The sequence below is a fragment of the Microvirga calopogonii genome (assembly GCF_003347665.1).
Classification (GTDB): Bacteria; Pseudomonadota; Alphaproteobacteria; order Rhizobiales; family Beijerinckiaceae; genus Microvirga; species Microvirga calopogonii.
The window spans coordinates 22,079-43,959 of the sequence record NZ_QDGA01000022.1; the positions used below are offsets into that span (position 1 = coordinate 22,079).

At 61.9% G+C, this 21,881-nt stretch carries 18 protein-coding genes; 15 read left to right on the forward strand and 3 right to left on the reverse strand.

The window, feature by feature from the left end:
• Window positions 1–1,284 precede the first annotated feature (1,284 nt).
• Window positions 1,285–1,641 (reverse strand): peptidoglycan-binding domain-containing protein, encoded by a 357-nt coding sequence (locus DDF70_RS38090; RefSeq protein ID WP_245435533.1) that lies wholly within the window; start codon window positions 1,639–1,641, stop codon window positions 1,285–1,287.
• Window positions 1,642–2,272: 631 nt separating this feature from the next.
• On the opposite strand from DDF70_RS38090, the gene DDF70_RS17370 reads away from it, so the two are divergent.
• From DDF70_RS17370 to DDF70_RS17385, 3 genes are all read left to right on the forward strand, one after another.
• Entirely contained in the window at window positions 2,273–2,716 is a 444-nt protein-coding gene (locus DDF70_RS17370) for a hypothetical protein (RefSeq protein ID WP_114946120.1), read from the forward strand.
• An 86-nt stretch (window positions 2,717–2,802) separates the two neighbouring features.
• Window positions 2,803–3,147: a hypothetical protein gene (locus tag DDF70_RS17375; protein WP_114946121.1), complete on the forward strand. Its 345-nt coding sequence runs from the start codon at window positions 2,803–2,805 to the stop codon at window positions 3,145–3,147.
• 547 nt (window positions 3,148–3,694) lie between these two features.
• Complete coding sequence (locus DDF70_RS17385; RefSeq protein WP_245435534.1) at window positions 3,695–6,385, forward strand: AMP-binding protein; 2,691 nt, start codon at window positions 3,695–3,697, stop codon at window positions 6,383–6,385.
• A gap of 117 nt (window positions 6,386–6,502) precedes the next feature.
• Here DDF70_RS17385 and DDF70_RS17390 read toward each other — a convergent pair whose 3' ends face one another.
• A complete protein-coding gene (locus tag DDF70_RS17390; RefSeq protein ID WP_114946123.1) occupies window positions 6,503–7,510 on the reverse strand; it encodes a Gfo/Idh/MocA family protein in 1,008 nt (335 codons plus the stop codon).
• A gap of 45 nt (window positions 7,511–7,555) precedes the next feature.
• Window positions 7,556–8,626, reverse strand: a complete 1,071-nt coding sequence (locus DDF70_RS17395; protein WP_114946124.1) for a LacI family DNA-binding transcriptional regulator — start codon at window positions 8,624–8,626, stop codon at window positions 7,556–7,558.
• 158 nt (window positions 8,627–8,784) lie between these two features.
• Between DDF70_RS17395 and DDF70_RS17400 the strand changes: the two genes are divergently transcribed.
• The 12 genes from DDF70_RS17400 (at window position 8,785) to DDF70_RS17455 (ending at window position 21,858) form a co-directional block, all read left to right on the forward strand.
• Window positions 8,785–10,026, forward strand: a complete 1,242-nt coding sequence (locus DDF70_RS17400; RefSeq protein WP_114946125.1) for an ABC transporter substrate-binding protein — start codon at window positions 8,785–8,787, stop codon at window positions 10,024–10,026.
• 87 nt (window positions 10,027–10,113) lie between these two features.
• Window positions 10,114–11,040 carry a carbohydrate ABC transporter permease gene (locus DDF70_RS17405; protein ID WP_425374088.1) on the forward strand — a complete coding sequence of 309 codons (927 nt, stop codon included), beginning with the start codon at window positions 10,114–10,116 and terminating at the stop codon, window positions 11,038–11,040.
• A complete protein-coding gene (locus DDF70_RS17410; protein WP_114946127.1) occupies window positions 11,037–11,921 on the forward strand; it encodes a carbohydrate ABC transporter permease in 885 nt (294 codons plus the stop codon). The genes DDF70_RS17405 and DDF70_RS17410 overlap by 4 nt, the downstream gene beginning before the upstream one ends.
• 3 nt (window positions 11,922–11,924) lie before the next feature.
• Window positions 11,925–13,004: an ABC transporter ATP-binding protein gene (locus DDF70_RS17415; protein ID WP_114946128.1), complete on the forward strand. Its 1,080-nt coding sequence runs from the start codon at window positions 11,925–11,927 to the stop codon at window positions 13,002–13,004.
• 69 nt (window positions 13,005–13,073) lie between these two features.
• Window positions 13,074–13,841, forward strand: coding sequence for a sugar phosphate isomerase/epimerase family protein (locus DDF70_RS17420; protein WP_114946129.1), 768 nt, complete (start codon window positions 13,074–13,076; stop codon window positions 13,839–13,841).
• A 4-nt stretch (window positions 13,842–13,845) separates the two neighbouring features.
• Window positions 13,846–15,021 carry a Gfo/Idh/MocA family protein gene (locus DDF70_RS17425; protein WP_114946130.1) on the forward strand — a complete coding sequence of 392 codons (1,176 nt, stop codon included), beginning with the start codon at window positions 13,846–13,848 and terminating at the stop codon, window positions 15,019–15,021.
• A gap of 35 nt (window positions 15,022–15,056) precedes the next feature.
• Window positions 15,057–15,701 carry a ThuA domain-containing protein gene (locus tag DDF70_RS17430; protein ID WP_114946131.1) on the forward strand — a complete coding sequence of 215 codons (645 nt, stop codon included), beginning with the start codon at window positions 15,057–15,059 and terminating at the stop codon, window positions 15,699–15,701.
• A gap of 302 nt (window positions 15,702–16,003) precedes the next feature.
• A complete protein-coding gene (locus DDF70_RS17435) occupies window positions 16,004–16,993 on the forward strand; it encodes a ketopantoate reductase family protein (protein WP_114946132.1) in 990 nt (329 codons plus the stop codon).
• Between the two features lie 49 nt (window positions 16,994–17,042).
• Window positions 17,043–18,062: an aldo/keto reductase gene (locus DDF70_RS17440; protein WP_114946133.1), complete on the forward strand. Its 1,020-nt coding sequence runs from the start codon at window positions 17,043–17,045 to the stop codon at window positions 18,060–18,062.
• A gap of 170 nt (window positions 18,063–18,232) precedes the next feature.
• Complete coding sequence (locus DDF70_RS17445) at window positions 18,233–18,670, forward strand: DoxX family protein (protein ID WP_114946134.1); 438 nt, start codon at window positions 18,233–18,235, stop codon at window positions 18,668–18,670.
• Between the two features lie 977 nt (window positions 18,671–19,647).
• Window positions 19,648–21,510 carry a DUF1254 domain-containing protein gene (locus DDF70_RS17450; protein WP_205772440.1) on the forward strand — a complete coding sequence of 621 codons (1,863 nt, stop codon included), beginning with the start codon at window positions 19,648–19,650 and terminating at the stop codon, window positions 21,508–21,510.
• 60 nt (window positions 21,511–21,570) lie between these two features.
• A complete protein-coding gene (locus tag DDF70_RS17455; RefSeq protein WP_114946135.1) occupies window positions 21,571–21,858 on the forward strand; it encodes a hypothetical protein in 288 nt (95 codons plus the stop codon).
• The last annotated feature ends 23 nt before the right edge of the window (window positions 21,859–21,881 follow it).

Genomic DNA, 21,881 nt, shown 5'->3' on the forward strand with positions numbered 1-21,881 from the left:
TTCTGCAGGACTCTGGGGACCACGAAAACCGCGCTCGTTTTCGTCCCCCCGTTACTCCTATTAATTGAATCGTTTTTACAGCTCGAAGTAACGTTTTTCCAAAACTCCGCGGATTCGAGGATGCAATGTCGGCGACACCGCCAAGGCCGCCGAAGGCAATGGCCGCCTTTCCATGCCGTCCTAGCGTAGTGCAGCCTGCAAGCAGGATTTCTGCCACATCCACCTTCTGCAGATCTGTCATCGGCCTCGCACCTGATCACAGGATCAACCGATGAACCTTGGCGTACCCAGCCATGCAGTTGCATTATCGACATCCGTTTGGAGCCATTAAGCTCATCAGCCACTCAACTACCACGTTTGAGTTCTTGAACCGGCAAGCGAAGCTTCGTGTCAGATCATCCCGCTTCCCGACTGGTCTGCTCGTCGACATCCCGCCTCGCTGAGACAAACCCGAATCTTTCTCTGCCGTTGAGCCTTGGAGCCGACCAGATACTGAATGTGTGCGCTGACGCTGCCCCCGCTATGGTCCTCCTCGGCTCAGATCACTGGGACGATCATCCCTGCCCGGATCATTCCTTTGCGCTTTGGACAAGCTGCGAATGCGATCATCGAAGAGGCCTTGCCGCAGTGCGAAGGCGATAGATCGCTGGCGCGGGCCCCTTTTCACGGCGAGAGGGCCGAATGCAGGATTTCGCACAACAGACTGGTCAGGAGAGTACTGGCGCCCGGCGTGACACGAGAGCCGCGGAACCAAATCGCATCAAAGTTTCGTTTCTCGCATCAGGCCTGTTGCGAGAAGGGCTGAGGAGACTTAACCCCGGTTACAGAGCCATCGCGGCTGTGATGGGCAGGAACCACAATCACGGTAGCACACGGTATCAAATTCCGGCTGTCATCTGTTCCGCTCATTTGCTTTTCATCTGGCCCGGGCCCCGCGCCTCCCTTCTATTGAGGAATTCGCGAATTTGCCCGAGGGGGCACCGATATGGTCAATCTGAGCAGCCTGATCTAAGATATCTGTGAAAGGCCGACGCCTGAAGGCGGGTCGGGCTTACCGCGACGAGTGCTGTGGATCTGGCCGCCAGCCTCCGCAGCAACCCCTTCCTTCTGCTGCATTGGTCCTGCCTTTGGCGAAAATCTGGTAGTCGCCGGCTCTATCGCCTCCGATCAAGCGCCATCCAAGCGGTTTTTTGCTCAGAGGCGAAGCGTTGCCCCAGCCCCATCGCCGTTCGGGTTTGTCAGTCTCCAGGGCAAAGTCCTTGCCCCAATTGCCTTATCAGTCTGCTAGCGGAGAGAACTCCCAATCTCTTCTTCGAGCGCCTCAACCGTGCCAGCAGTCAGTTCGCCCGTCACGGTCAAGCCGCGGGCGCGCTCAAAGGCCTCGACCGCTGCCCGCGTGCCGGGTCCTATCACACCGTCCGCGTCCAGACGACCGAAGCCCAATTCGGTGAGCGCTTCCTGGGCGGTGCGGATCTGTTGCTGCGACAGAGGAGGCGATGGCCTTGGAGGCGGTGCAACCCGTGAGTTTGCCTGCGGTTCCGGAGCTGGCCGCCCACCAAGCTGTGCCTGAGCCCGGTCCACAGCCTCACTCAGCCGCACCCGCAGGAACTCCAGATGGGCGACCTCCTCCTTTGTCCGCATCAAGCGCCTCTCGGCGTTCTGCAGGTCTCCAATCTGTGCCCGAAGTTGGTCACGCTCGCCCGCCAGTTGATCGCGCTCAGCTGAGATCCTTTCGAGATCACTTTGCCGGCTCGCCGCCTGGCTCGACATCTCCCTGGTGCGATCAGTCAGCACCGACCATGCCCACAAGCCCCATCCAAGAGCCGCAACGAGGGCCCAACCACCGCCTAAGGCTTTGAGGGCTGTCGCCTTTTGGTTTTCGGCGTTCATAGCAACTCACCAACGAGATTGAGATTGCAGCGAGCAATCGTCACGGTCCAGCAGTAGGATTTGGGCGCGATTGCTGTCAAGATATGTGAGCTTCCAGGTAGGGCCTACTCAGCCAGCGCCTGAGCACTGACATAGGACAGCAGCCGTGCACGACATGTGGAGCCGATCACCCCGTGACCAGCTATGTCCGATTTTTCGCGACCTCACAGTTCGGACCGAAATCCCGCGGCGTTCAAGACGTTGCCTGAACCCATACCTGATCGGGTCCTTGGTAAAAGGTCACTTTCCGCGATACAGTACCGCATCGCTTGGCAAAGGGATCCGCTTTTCCGGCTAAGGCGATGCGCTTTTAAATGATGTGGAACATCGGATTGGGTCTTGAATGTGGGCTCTTCTGGGGCCGATGCTCCAATACAGTGCAGATGATGAGGAATTTGCAAGCATGGCCAAGATGAGACTAGGCATTAAGGTGTCGGAAGACCGCCAGTCCGTTGCCATTGAATTCGCCGCAGCTGGGCAAGCCCCATCCCCTATAGTGCTGGATTTGGATCAGCTTAGTAGCTTGATCAAGGTCCTGGGCCAGACCCGCCATCGCATGGTCGAGGGCTTGCCGATGCCACCGCTCGAAGGTCAAACCGTTGCCACCGTGAACCGACCGAGATGGTACATTCAGGTGGCACAGCTCGACGGATCGGTTCTCGCGTTCGACCATCCTGCTTTCGGCGCGGTCGGGTTTGCCATACCAAGACAGGAGGTCGCAGCGATGGTCCGAATTTTGAACAACCATCTTTCGATGCCGTCTGGTCATCCCACGACCCGGAACTGAAGGGCTCATCGAAGTCGGAGCAGACTGGACCAACCCTGCCGAGAGGCACCTTGCTTCTGACCTCCACAGCCGATCGGGATGCTTCCATGGTTCATGAGCGTGAACATCTTATCCGGCGAGCGGTCCAGCGGGTTATCAGGGCACTTGCGGACGAACAACATACGGTCGGCGCCGGTGGTCTGTTCGAGCTTGCCTATCCGCTTGTGGCCGCGGACGTGCCCGACGCCTCAGCGGAGGAGATCAGGGCTGCATTCGCCTCTGCGTGGGACATCGCTCCTGTGAATCGAGCTCTCTATGAACAGGTGCTTGCCGTCTGCGACAGACACTGGCCTGGTGAGAACGAAACCATCGACCAAATTCTCCACCGGGCTTCAAGAGGTGGCGACGTGGAAGCGATGTACCTCCTCGCCTTAGTGAAGAGCGCCCATTGACCGCCGCACCTCTCCGTCGCCCGTTTCGTACTCCACTGACCACCCACTCTGATCATAAGCATCGGCTCTGTGACCGTATGCCAAGTAACCCCGCGAAGGATCTGGTGGGAGGTGGGTGATGCGGACACGGGGCGCCGGATAGCTGCCCGTAACGTCAAACGACACCGCATCGGGTTGCTCCGACTTCCTCATCGTCGGCAATTGGACTTCGTCGAAATGCGACTCGCCATCCGAGGTCGCATAGATGCGCAGGCACTTCGTTGCGGCTGGCTCCTGTAATGGAATTTCACAGCTGGGCCCATATGCGATTTCCCAGCAACGAGAAATTTACCTAGGTTGAAAATCAAACGAATATTCTGAGGTACCCATCTCCGCTAGATTTCGTAGCAATAGAGAAGGCTGCTCAGCCTTCCTTGCATCTATTTAGTCCTTTCGGATCCCTATGAGATTAACGTGACTTAGTTCAATCTAAGCCCAGGGTCGTCACGTTCTCGCGATAATTCGCCACATTTGAGGCCAAAAGGGTACCCATTTCTGGGAGGAGGATTTGTTCCTGCGTATGGAGAAATCAGCTCGCACGGTTTGCTCCGACGGAGCCTCACCTTCTATCAATGACAGGAAATCTGAAGTCCAACTCACATTGGGACAAATGATAGGTCAGAATGCCAGGCGCTCTCCGCACCAGCCTGCCATTGTCTCTTCCGGATTTGCACCTCTGACTTACCAGGATCTGCAGCGCCAGTTGGCCGAGATCCGCCGACAACTGCGCAAAGCTGGTTTTGATTGCCGCGCCCGGATCGGAGTGCTGATGCCCAATGGCCCAGAGGCACTTCTCGCCATTGTGGCGGTGGCCTGCTGCAGCACTGCGGTCCCTCTTGATCCACGACTGAGCCTGGCGGAAATCGATCGGCGTCTGGACATGCTGCGCCTGAACGCTCTTCTCGTGCCGCAAGGTGGTGCCTCCGACGTTCGTCCGATCGCACAGCAGAGGGGACTTGCTATCATCGAAGCGGCACTGATCGAACACGATCGACTCGAGCTAGCTATTGCTGTGCAGGCTTCCGATTGCCCTGCTAGCGACGCAGAGCCAGATCCGTGCTCAGCCGCCTTCATCCTGCAGACCTCGGGCACGACCGCGCAGCCAAAACTCATTCCCTTCAGCCATGCCAATATGCTGGCGGCGGCGGCCCGGCTCCAAGCCTGGTTCGACCTCACACCCCAAGACCGCTGTCTAAGCATATCGCCCCCGTACTATTCTCATGGGCTCAAAGTCACCATCTTTACGCCGCTCCTGACCGGCGGCAGCATTGCGATCCCCGCGAACGTTGCTGTCCCGGCTCTGGACGAGTGGTTCGATGCGTTGCGGCCGACTTGGTACTCAGCGGGTCCCACACTGCACAATGCTGTGCTGGACAAGGCAACGAGCCTTGTGGAGGTGCAGGCGGCGCACACTTTGCGCTTCGTTCTATCCGGCGGGGCCCCCCTCCCAAAGGAGGTGCAGAACGGTCTGCAGGGAATTTTGGGGGTGCCGGTGCTGGAGCATTACGGCTCCAGCGAGGCGGCGCAGATTGCTGCCAATCAGCCACAACCCGGCCTGAACAAGCCAGGGACCTGCGGGAAACCTTGGCCCGATACAGTGGCCATTGTTGGTGGAGATGGAGATCCCGTACCGCCTGGCGAGCGGGGTGAGGTCTGGATCCGTGGACCCACTGTGATGTCTGGTTACCTCGATGCACCGGAACTCAATCAGGCTGCTTTCGTAAGGGGCTGGTTTCGCACAGGCGATATTGGCAGCCTAGACAGAGACGGCTTCCTGTCCCTCCATGGCCGTTTGAGCGAACTGATCAACCGTGGCGGCGAAAAGATCGCTCCAGCCGAGATTGATTCTGCGCTGCAACGTCATCCGGCAGTAGCCGAGGCCGCAGCTTTCGCAATCCCCCATCCGCGCCTCGGCGAGGACGTTGCAGTTGCCGTCGTTCTCCGGCCTGGAGCGCGGACCACACCGGCGGACCTACGCCAGTTTCTGCGGAGCGAGCTAGCCTCGTTCAAGATTCCCCGCCGCATCCTCATCCTCGGCCAGCTGCCGAAGGGGGCAACGGGAAAGGTTCAACGACGATGGCTGAGCGAGTCTCATGGCGCCCTGTTGGACCGTCCGGTGGCGGCGCCTGTGCGTGATGTGACTGAACAGCCATTGGATTTGGAATCTGAGTTGCTGCGCCTATGGCGGAAGCTGCTCAAGTTCGAAGCTATGACGGTCGACGATGATTTTTTTGACAGTGGCGGTGACTCTCTTTTAGCGATGGAAATGCTCATGCACGTCGAGCAGATCATCGGCCATTCCGTACCGGAAACGATCCTGTTCGGGGCAGAAACCATCCGTCAGCTTGCCGCAAAACTCGCCACGAAAGCAGCCATGCCGGCAACGCCGTTCTTCCACTTCAATGCTGACAGCAACCGGACGCCCCTGTTCTTCTTTAACGGGGACCTCGTCAGCGGCAGTTCGTGTATGAGGCAAATGGTGAAGCTCATCGGGCATGATCATCCGATCATCACCATCGATCCCCATGGTCTTCGTGGTGAGCCGATTCCATCGTCGATCGAGAAGATGGCCACCGACCGCCTACCGCTTATCCTGGAAAGGCACCCGAGCGGCCCCGTCGTTCTGGGCGGCAAATGCAACGGCGCGATGGTGGCGTTTGAAGCAGCCCGCCAGTTGATGGCATCTGGTCGCAAGGTAGAATTGGTCGCGATGGTCGACCCCCCGACGGTCAATGCACGTCCAGTGCCACGGGCAATACTCGGGCTCATGGAGCACATGGTTTCACCTCGTCGGCTGCGCTGGACCTTTGAGCTGATGGCCTGCCTGGAGAGGTTCTTCAAGCGGTCGACAAGCGAGCAGATCTCTACGCTGCAGAAGCAGTTTTCCAAGCTGCCGGCAAGCCAACAGATTGCCAAGATGTTCGATGCTCTGTCCAATCCCAATAAAGAGATCCCGCCATCGTTATGGGAAACCTATTCAATCGCGATGGCGCAATATCGTCCGGCGCCACTTGATGTGCCTGTCGTCTTTTACTCGGCCGACCACGACGGCCGTTCATGGCGGCACCTCAGCCCTCGACTTGAGGTGATCCAGGTACCCGGGGGACATCGCGATTGCTTGACCATTGGCGCGGGACTGCTGGTTACTCATCTGCGGCACAAGGTTAGCGCTCTGTCAGGTGACGTCGCGGTAACCTGAGGAGACTGCGCCAAGGCTTGCTTTAGTTAGCCCAGGTGGGTCGTGTCGCCGGGCCCGCACGAGGCTCTTCCACCCGACCGATACTGGCTGGCTTATGTGGCGGCCATCTGTCGGATCTCAGCCGGCCAAGACAGGTTCCCACGCAGCGGTTTTTCCTGAATGCCGCAGCGCATCCAGGATGCGCATGTTCATGACGGCATCCTCAAGACCATAATCCAATGGCGCGGTACCACGGATCGCGCGGCTGAACGCCTCTCCCTGGAGCTGATACTGGTCCACTGCCGGGAACTCGATGGCCCGGGCGGAGCGGTTGCCATGGGCGCTGCCGTCGTCGACGAAGATGCGGGTCGGGGTACCGGGCGGCGCATTGAAGGGAATCTCGATTTCGACCCGCCCTTTCGCCCCGAGGATCTGGACCCGCTGGTACGGCACGGCCTGGGTCGAGACCGTGAAGGCCAGTTGCCGCCCGGCGCCGAAATCCATCAGGGCGCTCGTGGTCCGATCGACGCCGAAGGCGGGGTCGCGATCGATCAGCGTGACGACCCGGAGCGGCTCGGCCTCGAAGAAATAGCGCCCTGCGGCGACGGCATAGCAGCCGATGTCGAGGAGCCCTCCCCCGCCGATATCGGCCTTGTTGCGAATGTTGCCCGGGTCGACGTTGAAATACGAGAAGACGATCTGCATCGCGCGCGGCTCCCCGATCTCGCCGCTTCGGATGATCGCGCGGGCGCGCTGCCATTGCGGATGATGGCGAACCATGAAGGCTTCGGCGATCAGCACCTGCGATGCGGCCTGCCGGAGCTGCTCCGCCTCGTCGGCCGTGATGGCAATCGGCTTCTCGCACAGCACATGCTTGCCCGCGGCAGCGGCCGCCAGGGTCATAGGCACATGCAGGTGATTGGGAAGCGGGTTGTAGATCGCCTCGATGTCCGGATCGGCGAGCAGCGCCTCGTAGGAGCCATAGGCCTTTGCGATGCCGAGCTCCTTCGCCATGGCGCGAGCGGATTCCTCGTCCCGGGACGCAACGGCGACCACGTCGCAGAGCGGGCTCTTCATCATGCCCGGAACCACTTTCGTCCGGCCGATTTTCGCGGTGCTCAGGATTCCCCAACGGACCGGCTGCATGGCGTTCTCCTCATCCTTGAAAAAATTATCGTCGATGCAGCGCGCTCAGATCGAGGAGCGCCGCAGGGATTGGTAGTCCTTGTGCAGAACCGGTCCGGTGGTATCGCGCTCCAGCAGAGTCAGCGGCAGCCGGATGTTCCAGTCTTCAGGCTTCATGTCGTCCTGGATCAGCTTCATGAGAACGTCGGCGCCGGCACGTCCCAGCTCGTGCAGGGGCTGCCGGAACGTGGTGAGCGTCGGTTCCGTGTAATCGGCGAATTCGATTCCATCGAAACCGATCACGGACACATCCTGCGGAACGCGGATTCGCTCCTCCCTGATGCGCTTGATGAAGCCTATGGCGCTCTCGTCGCAGGCGGCGAAAATGCCCGTGGGGCGATCCTTCATCCTCAGGAAGGATTCGGCCGCCGCGACACCCGTCGCGAACACGAACGGCCCCTCCCAGCGCACGAAGTCGTCCTGGCCGCAGCCCGTCGCCTCGATGCCTTCCCGGAACCCTCCGAACCGCTCGTGCTCGATGATCGAACCCGGCGTTCCCGAGATGTAGCCGAATCGGCGATGTCCGAGCCCCGCCAGATATTCGACGGCCTTGCGGGACGCCTCGCGATCCTCGACGACCACTTTCGGGATCTTGTCATCGTCGATGGCCGCACACACGGCCACGATCGGAAGCCCGGATTCCCGCATGTCGCGGGCACCGTTCTCCGGAATGTATCCCGTCAGCAGAAGAACGCCGTCCACCTGCCGGGACAGGGCGAGGTCGACATAGCGGGCCTCACGCTCCCTGCGATTGTCCAGATTGCCGATGATGATGCCATAGCCCGACTGCGTCAGTTCGTCGTCCACGCCGCGGAGGATCTCGGCGAAGACCGGATTGGTGAGACGCGGCGCCACCACCAGCACATTCATGGTGCGGCGGGTGCGCAGTTTCTGCGCCGTGCTGTTGGGGATGTAGCCGCTCCGGCGCACCGCCTCCATCACGAGATCGTGCGTTTTCTGTCGCACCTTTCCCGGCTCCGAGAGGACGCGGCTGACGGTGGCGGTCGATACCCCGGCAAGTCGAGCCACATCGGCAATGCGTATCTCCTTCACCGAGCGCCAGCTTTTCCGGCTCATGCAGGTTACCTCCGCGCCGTCAGCAAGATACGTTACCTTCTCTCATAGGAAATAACTTACCTCAACTCATGTCTTGACTAATCTAAAAAGCCACTACAACCTATATCGCAAGATGTAATCGATTACAAAAATCGATAAAACGCTTCTGGGAGGAAGCCATGAGCATGAAGACACGCGTTTCCGCGTATACCCTTTCTGTTGCCCTTTTCTGCAGCACCGGAGCGATGGCTCAGCAGATGAAGGCGGAGGTTCTGCATTGGTGGACATCGGCTGGTGAGTCCGCCTCCGTGAAGGTCTTCGCAGATCAGTTCACGAAGGCCGGCGGCACCTGGGTCGACAACGCCATCGCGGGCGGTGCCAATGCCCGCACGGCCGGCATTAACCGGATGGTGGGCGGCAATCCCCCCACCATGATGCAGTTCAACACCGGCAAGCAGTTCGACGAACTGGTCAGCAATGATCTGGTGCGCGACGTGGATGCGATCGCCAAAGCCGGCAAGTGGCGTGAGATCATGCCCAAGCCGATCGTGGATGCTTCCGTGCGCAACGGCAAATTCTACGCTGTTCCGGTCAACATCCACGGCCAGAACTGGATGTTCTACAACACCAAAATCTTTGCGGATGCGGGCCTCGACGTTCCGAAAACCTTCCCCGAACTGGTCGCGACCGGAGAGAAGCTGAAGGCCAAGGGAGTCATCCCGATTGCACTCGGCGGCCAGCCGACCTGGGAGCACAACCTGTTCCGGGCGGTGCTCGTCGGCCATGGCGGCGCGGACATGTTCCGCAAGCTCTACGGAGCCCGTGACCCGCAGATCACGAAGGATCCGAAGTTCAAGGAAACGGTCGAGCTCTTCGGCAAGATGCGCGGCCTTGTCGATCCCGGCAGCCCCGGGCGCAACTGGAACGACGCGACCGCTCTCGTGATCACCAACAAGGCCGCGATGCACTTCAACGGCGACTGGGCCAAGGGCGAGTTCACCGCGGCCGGCCAGACGCCCGGCAAGGAATATGGCTGCACCCTCGTAGGCGAAAGCCCCAAGGAGGTCATCGGCGGTGACGTGTTCGTCTTCCCGGCGACCAAGGACAAGGCCGCCCTCGCGACCCAGGACAAGCTCATCGAGGTCCTGCTCGATCCGAACACCCAGCTCGAGTTCAACAAGAAGAAGGGCTCGATCCCGGTGCGGATGGATGTGGACGTCTCGTCCATGGATGTCTGCGCCCAGAAATCCCACGCCGTCCTGAAGGATCCGGCCAATCAGGTCGAGGCGATGGAACTCCTCAGCACGCCGAATTTCTCCGGCGCCATGCAGGATGCCGTCACCCAGTACTGGAACACTCCCAACATGTCGGCGGATGCCTTCATGGAGAAGGTCACCAACGCCATGCGGGATGCGACCTGAGCGTCGTTCGCCTCGCCCCGTGACACGGGGCGAGGCACCCATGCCTGAGGTTCGAACACTCTCCATGGAGCCTGTCCGGTGGAAACGATCTCGATCCGCGCTCCCAGCGTCAACCCGAGCGGCACGAAGACCCGACGCAGCGTGCGAACACGCCTGCCCGCCGCCATTGCCCTCCTGCCGACCGCTCTCGTCGTTCTCGTCGTCTATATCGGCTGCATGCTCTGGACCGTGCGGCTCTCGTTTACGAGTTCGACCCTCCTGCCCAAGCTCGATTGGGTCGGCCTTGCGCAGTACAGCCGCCTCTTCGTCAATGACCGCTTCGTCACCTCGGCCGAGAACATCGTCATCTTCGGCATCCTGTTCATCTCGGGCTGCCTGATCATCGGTTTCCTGCTGGCGGTCTTCATCGATCAGAACGTGCGCGGCGAAGGGCTCTTCCGGACGGTCTTCCTTTATCCCTATTCCATGTCCTTCGTGGTCACCGGCGTCGCCTGGCAGTGGTTCCTCAATCCGGGACTCGGCCTGCAGAAGCTCGTGCGCGACTTAGGCTTCGAGAGCTTCACGTTCGATTGGCTCGTGAACCAGAGGATGGCGATCTACACCATCGTGATCGCAGGCTTGTGGCATGGCGCGGGCCTCACCATGGCCATCCTGCTGGCCGGCCTGCGCGGAGTGGACAAGGACCTGTGGAAGGCGGCCAAGGTCGACGGCATTCCGACCTGGCGCGTCTACACCTCCGTCGTCATCCCCCTGCTCCGCCCCATGATCGTCACCGCCGTCGTGCTTCTCGCAACCGGCGTGGTGAAGCTCTACGACCTCGTCGTCGCCATGACTCTGGGCGGTCCCGGCATCGCCACCGAAGTGCCGGCCAAGTTCGTCATGGACCACCTCTTCGAGCGCAACAACATCGCGCTCGGAACGGCCGCCGCGACCATGATGCTGATCACCGTCGTGATCGTCCTCGCGCCGTGGGTCTATGCCCGCTACATCCGCCAGGAAGGGAGGCACGCATGAGCACCCTGGTGCCCCAGGGCCGCCGCCCGCAGCATCTCACGATCGGCCGCATCGGCGTCTATGCCTTCCTTGTCACGGCTGCCCTGTTCTTCCTGCTGCCGCTCTGGATCATGGTCATGACCTCGCTCAAGCCCATGGACGAGATCCGGCTCGGCAACATCATCGCCCTGCCCGCCGCCATGACCTTCGAGGCGTGGAGCAAGGCCTGGTCCTCCGCCTGCACGGGCCTGGAATGCAACGGCATCAGCGTCGGGTTCTGGAACTCGGTGCGGATCCTGATCCCGTCCGTGATCCTCTCGATCGTCGCAGGCGCCATCAATGGCTATGCCCTGTCGTTCTGGCGGGTCAAAGGCGCCAATGTGATGTTCGGCATCCTGCTGCTCGGCGCCTTCATCCCGTATCAGGTGTTTCTCTATCCCCTGGTGCGCATCTTCTCGATGACGGGCATCTACAACTCGCTCACCTGCATCGTGCTGGTGCACGTGATCTTCGGCCTGCCGACGATGACGCTTCTGTTCCGCAACTATTACGCGGGACTGCCCATTGAGCTGTTCAAGGCCGCGCGCATCGACGGCGGCGGGTTCTGGTCGATCTTCTTCCGAGTGATCCTGCCCATGTCGACGCCGATCCTGGTGGTGGCGACGATCCTGCAGACCACCGGCATCTGGAACGACTTCATCTTCGGCCTGACTTTTGCGGGCCGCGAGAACCTGCCCATGACCGTGCAGCTCAACAACATCGTTCACTCGACGCAAGGCGAGCGCGCCTACAACGTGGACATGGCCGCGACCATGCTCGCGGCGCTCGTCCCGCTCGTCGTCTACTTCGTCTCCGGACGATGGTTCGTCCGCGGCATCGCCGCCGGCGCTGTGAAGGGATAAGACATGTCGACCGTTTCCGTTCGTGACGTGACCGTCGCATTCGAAGCCGTTCAGGTTTTCGACGGCCTCTCGCTCGATATCGATGAGGGCGAGTTCATCGTCCTGCTGGGACCCTCCGGCTGCGGCAAGTCCACCCTGCTCAACGCCATCGCGGGCCTGCTCGACGTGGCCGAGGGGCAGATCTGGATCAACGGCAAGAACGTCACCTGGGAAGAGCCCAAGGATCGCGGCATCGCCATGGTGTTCCAGTCCTATGCCCTCTACCCCCGCATGAGCGTGCGCGAGAACATGTCCTTCGGCCTGAAGATGGCCAAGACACCGAAGCCCGAGATCGAGAAGCGCGTCGCGAAGGCCGCCGAACTCCTTCAGATCACGCCGCTCCTCGACCGGCGCCCCGACCAGCTTTCCGGCGGCCAGCGCCAGCGCGTCGCCATCGGCCGCGCCCTGGTGCGCGATGCCGCCGTGTTCCTGTTCGACGAGCCACTCTCCAACCTCGACGCCAAGCTGAGGAACGAGCTGCGAGTCGAGATCAAGCGGCTTCATGCCCGGCTCGGCAAGACCACGATGGTCTACGTCACGCACGACCAGATCGAGGCCATGACACTCGCGGACCGGATCGTGGTCATGAAGGAGCAGAAGATCCAGCAGATCGGCACACCCGACGAGATCTACCACCGCCCGGCCAACCTGTTCGTGGCGGGCTTCGTCGGATCGCCGCAGATGAACTTCATCAAGGGCCGGCTCGAGAACACCGGAGAGGGCCTGAGCTTCCTCGCCGGCGACCGACGCCTGTCGCTCTCCGCCTATCCCTTCGCCACAGCGCCGACGGCCGGCCAGGAGGTCGTGCTCGGCGTGCGGCCCGAGCATCTGGAGATCACGAGCAACGGAGCATGGCCGGGCTTCAAGGTCGACATCGTCGAACCCATGGGCGCCGACACGGTCATCTGGTGCAGCGATCCCATCGGCTCAGTCCAGGTCCGCACGACCGGCAGCCGCAGGGCCACACCGGGCGAGAGCATGACGCTTCACGTCGACCCCACGCAGGTGTCCCTCTTCTCGGCCGAGACCGGCGAGCGCCTGTGACCACGCCAACATCGCGACAGACCTCGCCGCACGGCTTGTCGCACCCTTTTCACGAACCCTGAGGACCCCATGAGCGTCACGGATATTCTCTCCATTCAACTCTACACCTTGCGATCCCTCGAGGATCTCGACCTGATCCTTGATACGGTGGCCAGCGCCGGCTATCGCTACGTGGAAGCGGTCGGCTCGCATCTCGACAAGGCCGCGGAGGTCCGCGCGAAGCTCGATGCGCGCGGTCTGAAAGCTTCCTCAAGCCATGTCAGCATGGCGGCCCTGCGCGACAAGCCCGATGCCATCGTGGATGCCTGCAAGACGCTCGGTCTCACCCATCTCTACATGCCGGCGGTTCCACCCGAGCAGCGCGACATGGATGCCGACGGCTGGCGCTCGCTCGGCCGCGAACTGGGACAGATTGCGGAGCGCTTCCAGGGACAGGGAATTCGCCTCGGCTATCACAACCACCATTGGGAGCTGAAGCCGAAGGACGGAGCGAAGACGGCCCTCGAACTGATCTTCGAGGCTGCCGGTTCGAGCCCCCTCGACTGGCAGATCGACGTGGCCTGGCTGGTGCGCGGCAATGCGGATCCCAAGGAGTGGATCGACCGCTACCGCAGCAGGATCACGGCCGCCCACGTGAAGGATATCGCGCCCGCCGGGCAGAACGAGGATCAGGACGGCTGGGCCGATGTCGGCTCGGGCACCCTGAACTGGCGCGAGCTCTGGCGCGTGTGCCGCGACGCCGGGGCCGAATGGATGGTCGTCGAACATGACAAGCCGGCAGACCCGGCCGCGACCGCCCGCAACAGCTTCGCCTTCCTGCGCACCATCGAGGATTAGGATCATGAACTCCCTCAACGTCGGCATCATCGGATGCGGCAACATCTCGGGCATCTATCTCCGGAACATCCCCGCCTATCGCGGCCTCACCCTGCGCGCCTGCGCCGACATGAAGCCGGAGGTCGCGCAGGCTCAGGCGAGCCGCCATGGCATCGAGGCCCTGACGGTCGATGAGCTTCTCGGCCGTCAGGACATCGACCTCGTGGTCAATCTCACGGTACCGGCCGCCCATTTCGGCGTCTCGCTCGCGGCTCTCTCGGCCGGCAAGCACGTCTTCTCGGAAAAGCCCCTGGCGGTGGACTTCGAGCAGGGCCGCAAGCTCGTGGACGAGGCGGAAGCGCGCGGCCTTCTTCTCGGCTGCGCCCCGGACACCTTCCTCGGCGCCGGTGGACGTCTCGCCCGTAATCTCGTTGACGAAGGCAAGATCGGTCGCATCCTGTCCGGAACGGCGTTCCTGATGTCGCACGGCATGGAGCACTGGCACCCGGATCCGGAATTCTTCTTCAAGCCCGGCGGCGGCCCGATCCTCGACATGGCGCCCTACTACCTGAGCGCCCTTGTCAACCTGATCGGCCCCGTCCAGCGCGTGTTCGCCATGTCGAGCATCGGTTTCCCCGAGCGCATCGTGACATCCGAGTCGCCACGCAAGGGCCATCGCATCCCCGTCGAAACACCGACGCATGTGATGTCGCTCCTCGAATTCGCCTCCGGCGCGCAGGTCACCTTCTGCATGAGCTGGGACGTATGGAAGCACAGCCATCCGGCCATCGAGATCTACGGCGCGGAAGGCTCGCTGCGGGTGCCGGATCCTAACTTCTTCGGCGGTCAGGTGGAGATCACCGAGCGCGGCGGCGACTGGCGCGCCGTCGACTCGAGCGAGATGCCGCTGGGCTCTCCCAACTGGCGCTCGCCGAACTGGGCTCCCGACGTTCCCGACAAGGCGAACTACCGCGCACTTGGCCTCGCCGACCTCGCAAGCGCCGCGCTGAACGGAACCCCGCACCGTTCCAGCGGCCGCCTGGGTCTGCATGTTCTGGAAGTGATGCACAGCATCCTCGAAGGAGCGGCGACCGGACAGCCTCGGGCGATCACGACGTCCCTCGAACGCCCGGCCGTGCTGGAGGATGCCGACGCGGCGCCTCTCTGGAAAGGCCCGCCCGAGACGGCCTCCGCCGCCTGAGACCGATCGAAGCGAGAGAGAAGAAGGTACGAACGATGCGCGAAGCACTCATCGTGTGGGGCGGCTGGCACGGCCATGAGCCGGAGCAATGCGCCGCAATCGTGGCCGGGATGCTGCGGGACGAGGGTTTCCAGGTACACCTGGAGAACTCGACGCGCGCATTCGCCAGCCCTCAGCTCTCCACGATGAGCCTCATCGTGCCGATCTTCACCATGTCGAAGATCGAGAAGGAGGAAGTCTCCAATCTCTCCCGGGCCGTCCGCGAAGGCACCGGCCTCGCCGGTTTTCACGGCGGCATGGGCGATGCCTTCCGCGAGGCGGTCGAGTACCAGTTCATGTGCGGCGGCCAATGGGTGGCTCATCCGGGCAACATCATCGACTACCGGGTGAACGTCACGCGGCCCGACGATCCGGTGATGCAGGGCATCCGGGATTTCGACTATCATTCCGAACAGTACTACATGCACGTCGATCCCTCGAACGAGGTTCTCGCCACGACGACCTTCTCGGGCGAGCACGCTCCCTGGATCGAAGGCGTGGTCATGCCGGTCGTGTGGAAGCGCCGTCACGGCCAGGGCCGCGTGTTTTACAGCTCCCTCGGACATGTGGCGAAGGAGTTCGACGTGCCGGAAATGCGCACCATCCTCCAGCGCGGCATGGTGTGGGCGGCACGGGACTGAGACGCAGCACCTCTTTCCGGTAAATATCGCACCCTTGTCATTCCGGGTTCCGCTACGCGGCCACGGAATGACAGTGCCCAACCACGTCATGGCCGGGCCTGTCCCGGCCAAGCAATCCGGATCACCGGCGCAAGGCCGGTGATGGCGTGGAGGGGACCTTCAAATGTTTTCCAGCGCACCCTCGACCGCGTATCGCCGCCGCTTCGCCGAAAGCGCGCTTAATGCTGGAACACGCAGCCTAACGCGCTTAAAGAAGACTTGAGTCATTTTCCCTCTCATTCAGCTTTCACGCGAGGATCATCATGCGGATCATTGTCTATGGCGTCGGCGCAATTGGAGGGACCGTTGCCGCGGCCCTGACGCTCTCGGGCCGGGAGGTGATCGGCATCGCGCGCGGCGCCCACCTCAAGGCGATCCAGGATGACGGCCTACTTCTGCGCACGCCGGAGAAGACCGAGCGGACCAAGTTCTCCTGCGTGTCCGACCCGACGGAGATCGACTTCCGCCCGGACGACGCCATCCTGCTGACGATGAAGACCCAGGACACACTCGCCGCTCTCGAACGCCTGCGTGCTGCGGGCGTCGCCGGGCAGCCCATCTTCTGCGTTCAGAACGGCGTCACGAACGAGCGGCTGGCCCTTCGCCTGTTTCCCGAGGTGCATGGCGTGACGGTGATGATGCCGGCAGCGATCTCGGCGCCCGGCGAGGTCAGCGCGTTCTCCGTTCCGCGTCACGGCATCTTCGACATCGGGCGCTATCCAGGCGGAAGCAACGGACACGACACGAAGCTTGCGGAAGCTCTGGAAGCGGCCAATGTCGCGGCCTTCGTGTCGCAGGACGTGATGCAAAGCAAGTACGGCAAGCTGATTCTCAACCTGAGCAACATCCTGCAGGCTGCGCTCGGCATGGATGCCGATTACAAGCATCTGGAAAGCCTGCTTCGCGCCGAGGCCGAAGCCGCCTACAGGGCTGCCGGCATCCAGTGGCTCGATGTGGGCGCCGCCGATGCCCGCAGGGCGCAGCTCATGAAGCAGCAGCCGATTGCCGGGATCGACCGCCTGGGCAGCTCGACGACTCAGAGCCTCGCGCGCGGCGGCGGGTCCATCGAGACGGATTACCTCAACGGCGAGATCGCACTTCTCGGGCGCCTGCACGGTGTGCCGGTCCCGGCGAACACCTACTTCACGGAACTGGGGGCGCGCATGGCGCGGGAAGGGCTCAAGCCCGGAGCGGTCTCCGTCGCTGAAGCCGAGGCGCAGCTGTCGGCGCTTGGTGCGCTGCCGAAGCGCTGATCGAGCGCCTCTATGCTTATCCGATGAATGCACACTGACGGAGATTCACATGGATTACCGCAACCTGGGTCGATCCGGCCTCAAGGTCTCACCGATCTGCCTCGGCACGATGATGTTCGGCGGACCGACTGACGAAGCTCTCTCCGCGCGCATCATCGCAAAGGCGCGTGAGGCGGGCGTGAACTTCATCGACACAGCCGACGTCTACAATGAGGGCATCTCCGAGGAGATCACGGGACGGGCCATCGCGCCTCACCGCTCCCATTGGGTGCTCGCCACGAAGGTCGCCAATCCAACCGGACAAGGCCCCAACGAGCGCGGTCTCTCGCGTCGGCACATCATGGAGGCCGCCGAGGCGAGCCTGAAGCGCCTCGGCACGGAGTGGATCGACATCTACTACATCCACAGGGAGGATTATTCGACGCCCCTCGCCGAGACGGTACGTGCCATGGGTGACCTCGTGCGCCAGGGCAAGATCCGGCATTTCGGCGTCTCGAACCATAAGGCTTGGCGCGTCGCCGAGATCTGCCGCCTCTGCGATGATCTCGGCATCGACCGGCCCGTGGTGAGTCAGCCCTATTACAACGCCATGAACCGGATGCCCGAGGTCGAGCATCTGCCCGCCTGCCAATACTACGGCCTCGGCGTCGTGCCCTACTCGCCCCTCGCGCGCGGCGTCCTCACCGGCAAGTACAGCCCTGACGCGCCGCCGCCGGAATCGAGCCGCGCCGGCCGTCAGGACAAGCGGATGATGCAGACCGAATGGCGGCCCGAGTCCCTCCAGATCGCGCAGGACATCAAGCGCCATGCGGAGGCTCGCGGCATCACGGCGGGCCAGTTCGCCGTGGGATGGGTTCTGAACAACCGCATCATCACGGCGGTGATCGCGGGCCCGCGCACGGAAGAGCAATGGGACGACTATCTGAAGGCCCTCGATTATCGCTTCACGGCCGAGGACGAAGCCTTCGTCGACGGCCTCGTCCCGACGGGTCATCCCTCGACGCCCGGATACAACGATCCCGCCTACCCGGTCGAAGGGCGGGCTCCCTGGACGGCTCCGTCGGCCTGAACATCGCTCGGTCGCTCGGCCGTGCGCATTCCGACTGGAGGATGCCTCGCCCTTGGCGGGGCATTCTTGCATTTCGGCAACGATTGCCCTGCAATCAGGTCCATTGCATTGCATCGATGAAAAGATCAGGTTCTTGCCACACGGACCATAGTGGTCCCGGAGACAATACCATGATCGACACCCGCCTTGCTCCCTATGGTGCTTTCGCCCTTCGTGCGGCTCTTGGCATCATGTTCATTGCCCATGCCTATCTGAAGATCGCCGTCTTCACCGTACCGGGCTTTGCCGGCTTTCTGGGACAGGTCGGCTTCCCGACCGCTCTCGCATGGCCGATCATCCTGGCCGAGCTGATCGGAGGCCTTGCCATCCTGCTGGGCTTCTACGGCCGCGCCGTGTCCGTCGTCCTCCTGCCGATCCTCCTGGGCGCCCTGCTCGTCCATGCCCCGAACGGCTGGGTCTTCAACGCTCCCAATGGAGGCTGGGAATATCCCGCCTTCCTGGCGCTCGCCGCAATCGCCCATGTCCTGATCGGCGATGGAGCATTCGCCGTGAAGCCCGCCACCCTCGGCCTCGGCTCCGCGGCTCCGCTTCGCCCCCGCGTCGGGTAACTTTCGGACGAAATCCTTGAGCGGCCGGCAAAATCCCGCACGGCCGCTCATCGGTTTGATACATGCCCAAGGTCCAGCACCATCAGTTCTTCGCGATGGTCAATTCGGCCTTCACCCAGTCATGGAAGGCCGACAGCGCCCGGCTCCGCGGCAGGGCTCTGGATGTGACGAACCAATAGCCGATGCCGGTAGTATGGCGATCTGGGAAGGGGCCATCAGTCTACGAATGGAGCCTGGCGGAATCGGGCAGCAGGCAAGCCATTGGATCGAGCTCCTTTTCACTGAGCGAGGCAGCCGAAACTCGCAAACGATCTCCCGTTCACTCGAGTGATGGAGCAGGAGGCAGACGATTCCGGTAGAACGATCGTCGTATTGTTCGCCGACGGCCCAAGCGGAGCAGCAAGCGGGATCGGATCGAAAGCGCTCCTAGGCACATAGGTCATACCGACGAGATAAACCGGGATTGGTCGATTGGAGCCGCGCGGTGTCACTCTCAGAACAAGAGGACGGCTTTCCTCAACCCGACGGATGTTGGATTGAGCACCGGCATGCAGTGGAGCGATCACGGATGCAAGAGCCGTAAGAATCCAGATTGGAAGCGTGTTTCGCATGAGCCGCCCTCCCAATCATGGGCAGACTTTCAAAGGCGCCCCATGGAAGATGTTGCGCGCGTGGCGTCAGATCGTCAACTGTTCGTCAGGATAGTGACATCGGACTCAGATGCAGACCCCGGCGTTGCTCGACGGCCTATCCGACGCGAGGTCAAGCACCAGGGCGTTTGGAAAAAGCTCTCGCAGTTACTGGATCGCCACGGCTTCCACGAGACCTGGTCATGTTTTTGAAGCTTTCCTACCGAAAGCTACACACTGACCTGTCGCGAAATATCAAGCGATTGTCCGCATCGATCAAGCATACCGGCTTTCATGAGCCACAATGGCCCATCGTCCTGCTATGACCAGCACTGGAGGGCCTTTCCAATGACTCGAAGCAGTCTATCACGGATCACCGCAGCAGCCCTGATGGCAACCGCCCTCACCGCTCTGAGTGGATCTGCGGTATGGGCACAGGCTGTTGAAGCCGGCCCCGGCCTGTCCGCGGCCAGCCTCAAGGAGCAAGAGGCCTTCGCCATCGCCAGGGACGCTTACATCTACGGTTATCCACTGGTCACGATGGAGATGACCCGCCGCGTTATCACGAACGTCGCCCAGCCCAGTGGAAGCCATGCTCCGATGGGCCAGGTCGTCAGCCTGCGCGAGTACCCAACTGCAACCTACAGGGATGTTACCGCGCCGAATGCCGACACCCTGTATACCGCAGGCTTCGTGGATGTCGGCCAAGAGCCTTATGTGATCTCCTTGCCTGACATGAACGGACGCTACTTCCTCTTCCCGATGCTCTCCGCCTGGACCAACGTCATTGCCGATCCCGGCAAGCGCACAACCGGCACCGGCCCCCAGTCCTACGCCATCACAGGACCGAACTGGCGCGGCACGTTGCCGAACGGAGTTAAGGAAATCAAATCGCCGACCAGCATGGTCTGGATCCTCGGCCGGATCTATTCGACTGGCACACCGGAAGACTACAGGGCCGTCTGGGCGCTGCAGGATCAGATCAAGCTAGTCCCGCTCAGCGCCTATGGCAGGCCCTATACCCCACCCGCAGGAAAGGTGGACTCCGGGATCGACATGAAGACGTCGGTGCGCAAGCAGGTCAACCGCCTTGAGCCCGGCCCGTTCTTTAGCCTGCTGGCGCAGTTGATGAAGGACAATCCACCTCCTGCGGAGGATGCACCGATACTCGCCCGCATGGCGAAGATCGGCATCGTTCCCGGGCATGCATTCGACACCGACCAGCTCGATCCCGAAATTGCGAAGGGTGTCGAACGCGCCCACCGGGCAGGCTGGGAGGAAATCGCCGGAGGCGTCCGAGCCATCGGCGAGATCGAGAATGGCTGGATGGTCGCCACGACGCTCGGGCGTTACGGAATCGATTATCCCAAGCGCGCCACCGTCGCGGCCTTCGGGCTGGGCGCCAACCTGCCGCAGGACGCCGTCTATCCGGTCACCAGCGTGGACTCTTCGGGTCGCAAGCTCACAGGAACGGAGAAGTACGTCCTCCATTTCGACAAGGGACAGCTGCCTCCAGTCGAGGGCTTCTGGTCGTTGACCATGTACGACTCGCAGTTCTTCTTCGTCGGCAATCCGCTCAACCGCTACACGCTGAGCGAGCGCAACAGACTTGCCCAGAATCCGGATGGGTCCATCGACCGCTACCTCCAGAATGAATCCCCTGGCGCGGGCAAGGAGGATAACTGGCTGCCGGCTCCCAAAGGCGACATGAACCTGATGCTGCGCCTTTACTGGCCTAAGGAGACCGCCCCGTCGATCCTGAACGGCACCTGGAAGCCTCCGAAGATCGAGCGTGCCGAGGAACGTTCGGCGGCGGATCAAACCAGAATGGTGCCGACGAGCGCCAGCATCCCGGCAACGACGGGCAGTGCCAGCACTGATCCTATCGCGGGCTCATCGACAATCGGTGTTGCCATCACGGACGTGCGGGTGCTCTACAGCGGCTTCAGCGTGAAGAACCAGATCCTCGGACGCGAGATATACAACGACAAAGGCGAGCGGATTGGTCATGTCGCAGACCTGATCGTCGCACCTGACAAGACAGCCACCTACGCCATCGTCGGCACGGGCGGCTTCCTCAATCTCGGGGAGCACCTGACCGCGGTGCCCGTCAGCCAATTTACGTTCAAGGACGGCGACATCGTGCTGCCGAATGCGACCAAGCGGTCGCTGGAGGCGATGCCCCGCTTCGTACGGGCGAGCAACGAGTAAACACGGTGGGCGCTGTTTCCTGGCGCCCCGGTTGCCAACACGTGCAATGGAGAGATCATCATGCCCCGTCTGACTTCAACTCTCGCGTTGATCTTTCTGTCGACAGGAGCTCTGGCTCAGGTCGGCCCGTCAACGACAGGCCGGCCCTGCTCAGCCGACCGCAATCTGGTGAGCTCGCGAGGTGCTATCGTTCTGAGTACGGGCCAATACACTTATGGACGCTTCGTCCGGGATGCCCGCTATTGCCAAGTCGACCAATATCCCCAACCTGCCTATGTGCCCAGCGATGACAATCCGCAATGCTTTGTCGGCTATCGCTGCGCCGACGGGCCTGACGACGATTTTTGACGGCATGACCGGACCTTTCCACT

Coding starts and splice junctions, on each gene's coding strand:
- DDF70_RS17450 (WP_205772440.1), top strand. CDS start 19,648: ATGACTCGAAGCAGTCTATCACGGATCACCGCAGCAGCCCTGATGGCA.
- DDF70_RS17375 (WP_114946121.1), top strand. CDS start 2,803: ATGGTTCATGAGCGTGAACATCTTATCCGGCGAGCGGTCCAGCGGGTT.
- DDF70_RS17420 (WP_114946129.1), top strand. CDS start 13,074: ATGAGCGTCACGGATATTCTCTCCATTCAACTCTACACCTTGCGATCC.
- DDF70_RS17410 (WP_114946127.1), top strand. CDS start 11,037: ATGAGCACCCTGGTGCCCCAGGGCCGCCGCCCGCAGCATCTCACGATC.
- DDF70_RS17395 (WP_114946124.1), bottom strand. CDS start 8,626: ATGAGCCGGAAAAGCTGGCGCTCGGTGAAGGAGATACGCATTGCCGAT.
- DDF70_RS17445 (WP_114946134.1), top strand. CDS start 18,233: ATGATCGACACCCGCCTTGCTCCCTATGGTGCTTTCGCCCTTCGTGCG.
- DDF70_RS17440 (WP_114946133.1), top strand. CDS start 17,043: ATGGATTACCGCAACCTGGGTCGATCCGGCCTCAAGGTCTCACCGATC.
- DDF70_RS38090 (WP_245435533.1), bottom strand. CDS start 1,641: ATGCGGACAAAGGAGGAGGTCGCCCATCTGGAGTTCCTGCGGGTGCGG.
- DDF70_RS17430 (WP_114946131.1), top strand. CDS start 15,057: ATGCGCGAAGCACTCATCGTGTGGGGCGGCTGGCACGGCCATGAGCCG.
- DDF70_RS17455 (WP_114946135.1), top strand. CDS start 21,571: ATGCCCCGTCTGACTTCAACTCTCGCGTTGATCTTTCTGTCGACAGGA.
- DDF70_RS17435 (WP_114946132.1), top strand. CDS start 16,004: ATGCGGATCATTGTCTATGGCGTCGGCGCAATTGGAGGGACCGTTGCC.
- DDF70_RS17425 (WP_114946130.1), top strand. CDS start 13,846: ATGAACTCCCTCAACGTCGGCATCATCGGATGCGGCAACATCTCGGGC.
- DDF70_RS17400 (WP_114946125.1), top strand. CDS start 8,785: ATGAGCATGAAGACACGCGTTTCCGCGTATACCCTTTCTGTTGCCCTT.
- DDF70_RS17390 (WP_114946123.1), bottom strand. CDS start 7,510: ATGCAGCCGGTCCGTTGGGGAATCCTGAGCACCGCGAAAATCGGCCGG.
- DDF70_RS17370 (WP_114946120.1), top strand. CDS start 2,273: ATGTGGGCTCTTCTGGGGCCGATGCTCCAATACAGTGCAGATGATGAG.
- DDF70_RS17415 (WP_114946128.1), top strand. CDS start 11,925: ATGTCGACCGTTTCCGTTCGTGACGTGACCGTCGCATTCGAAGCCGTT.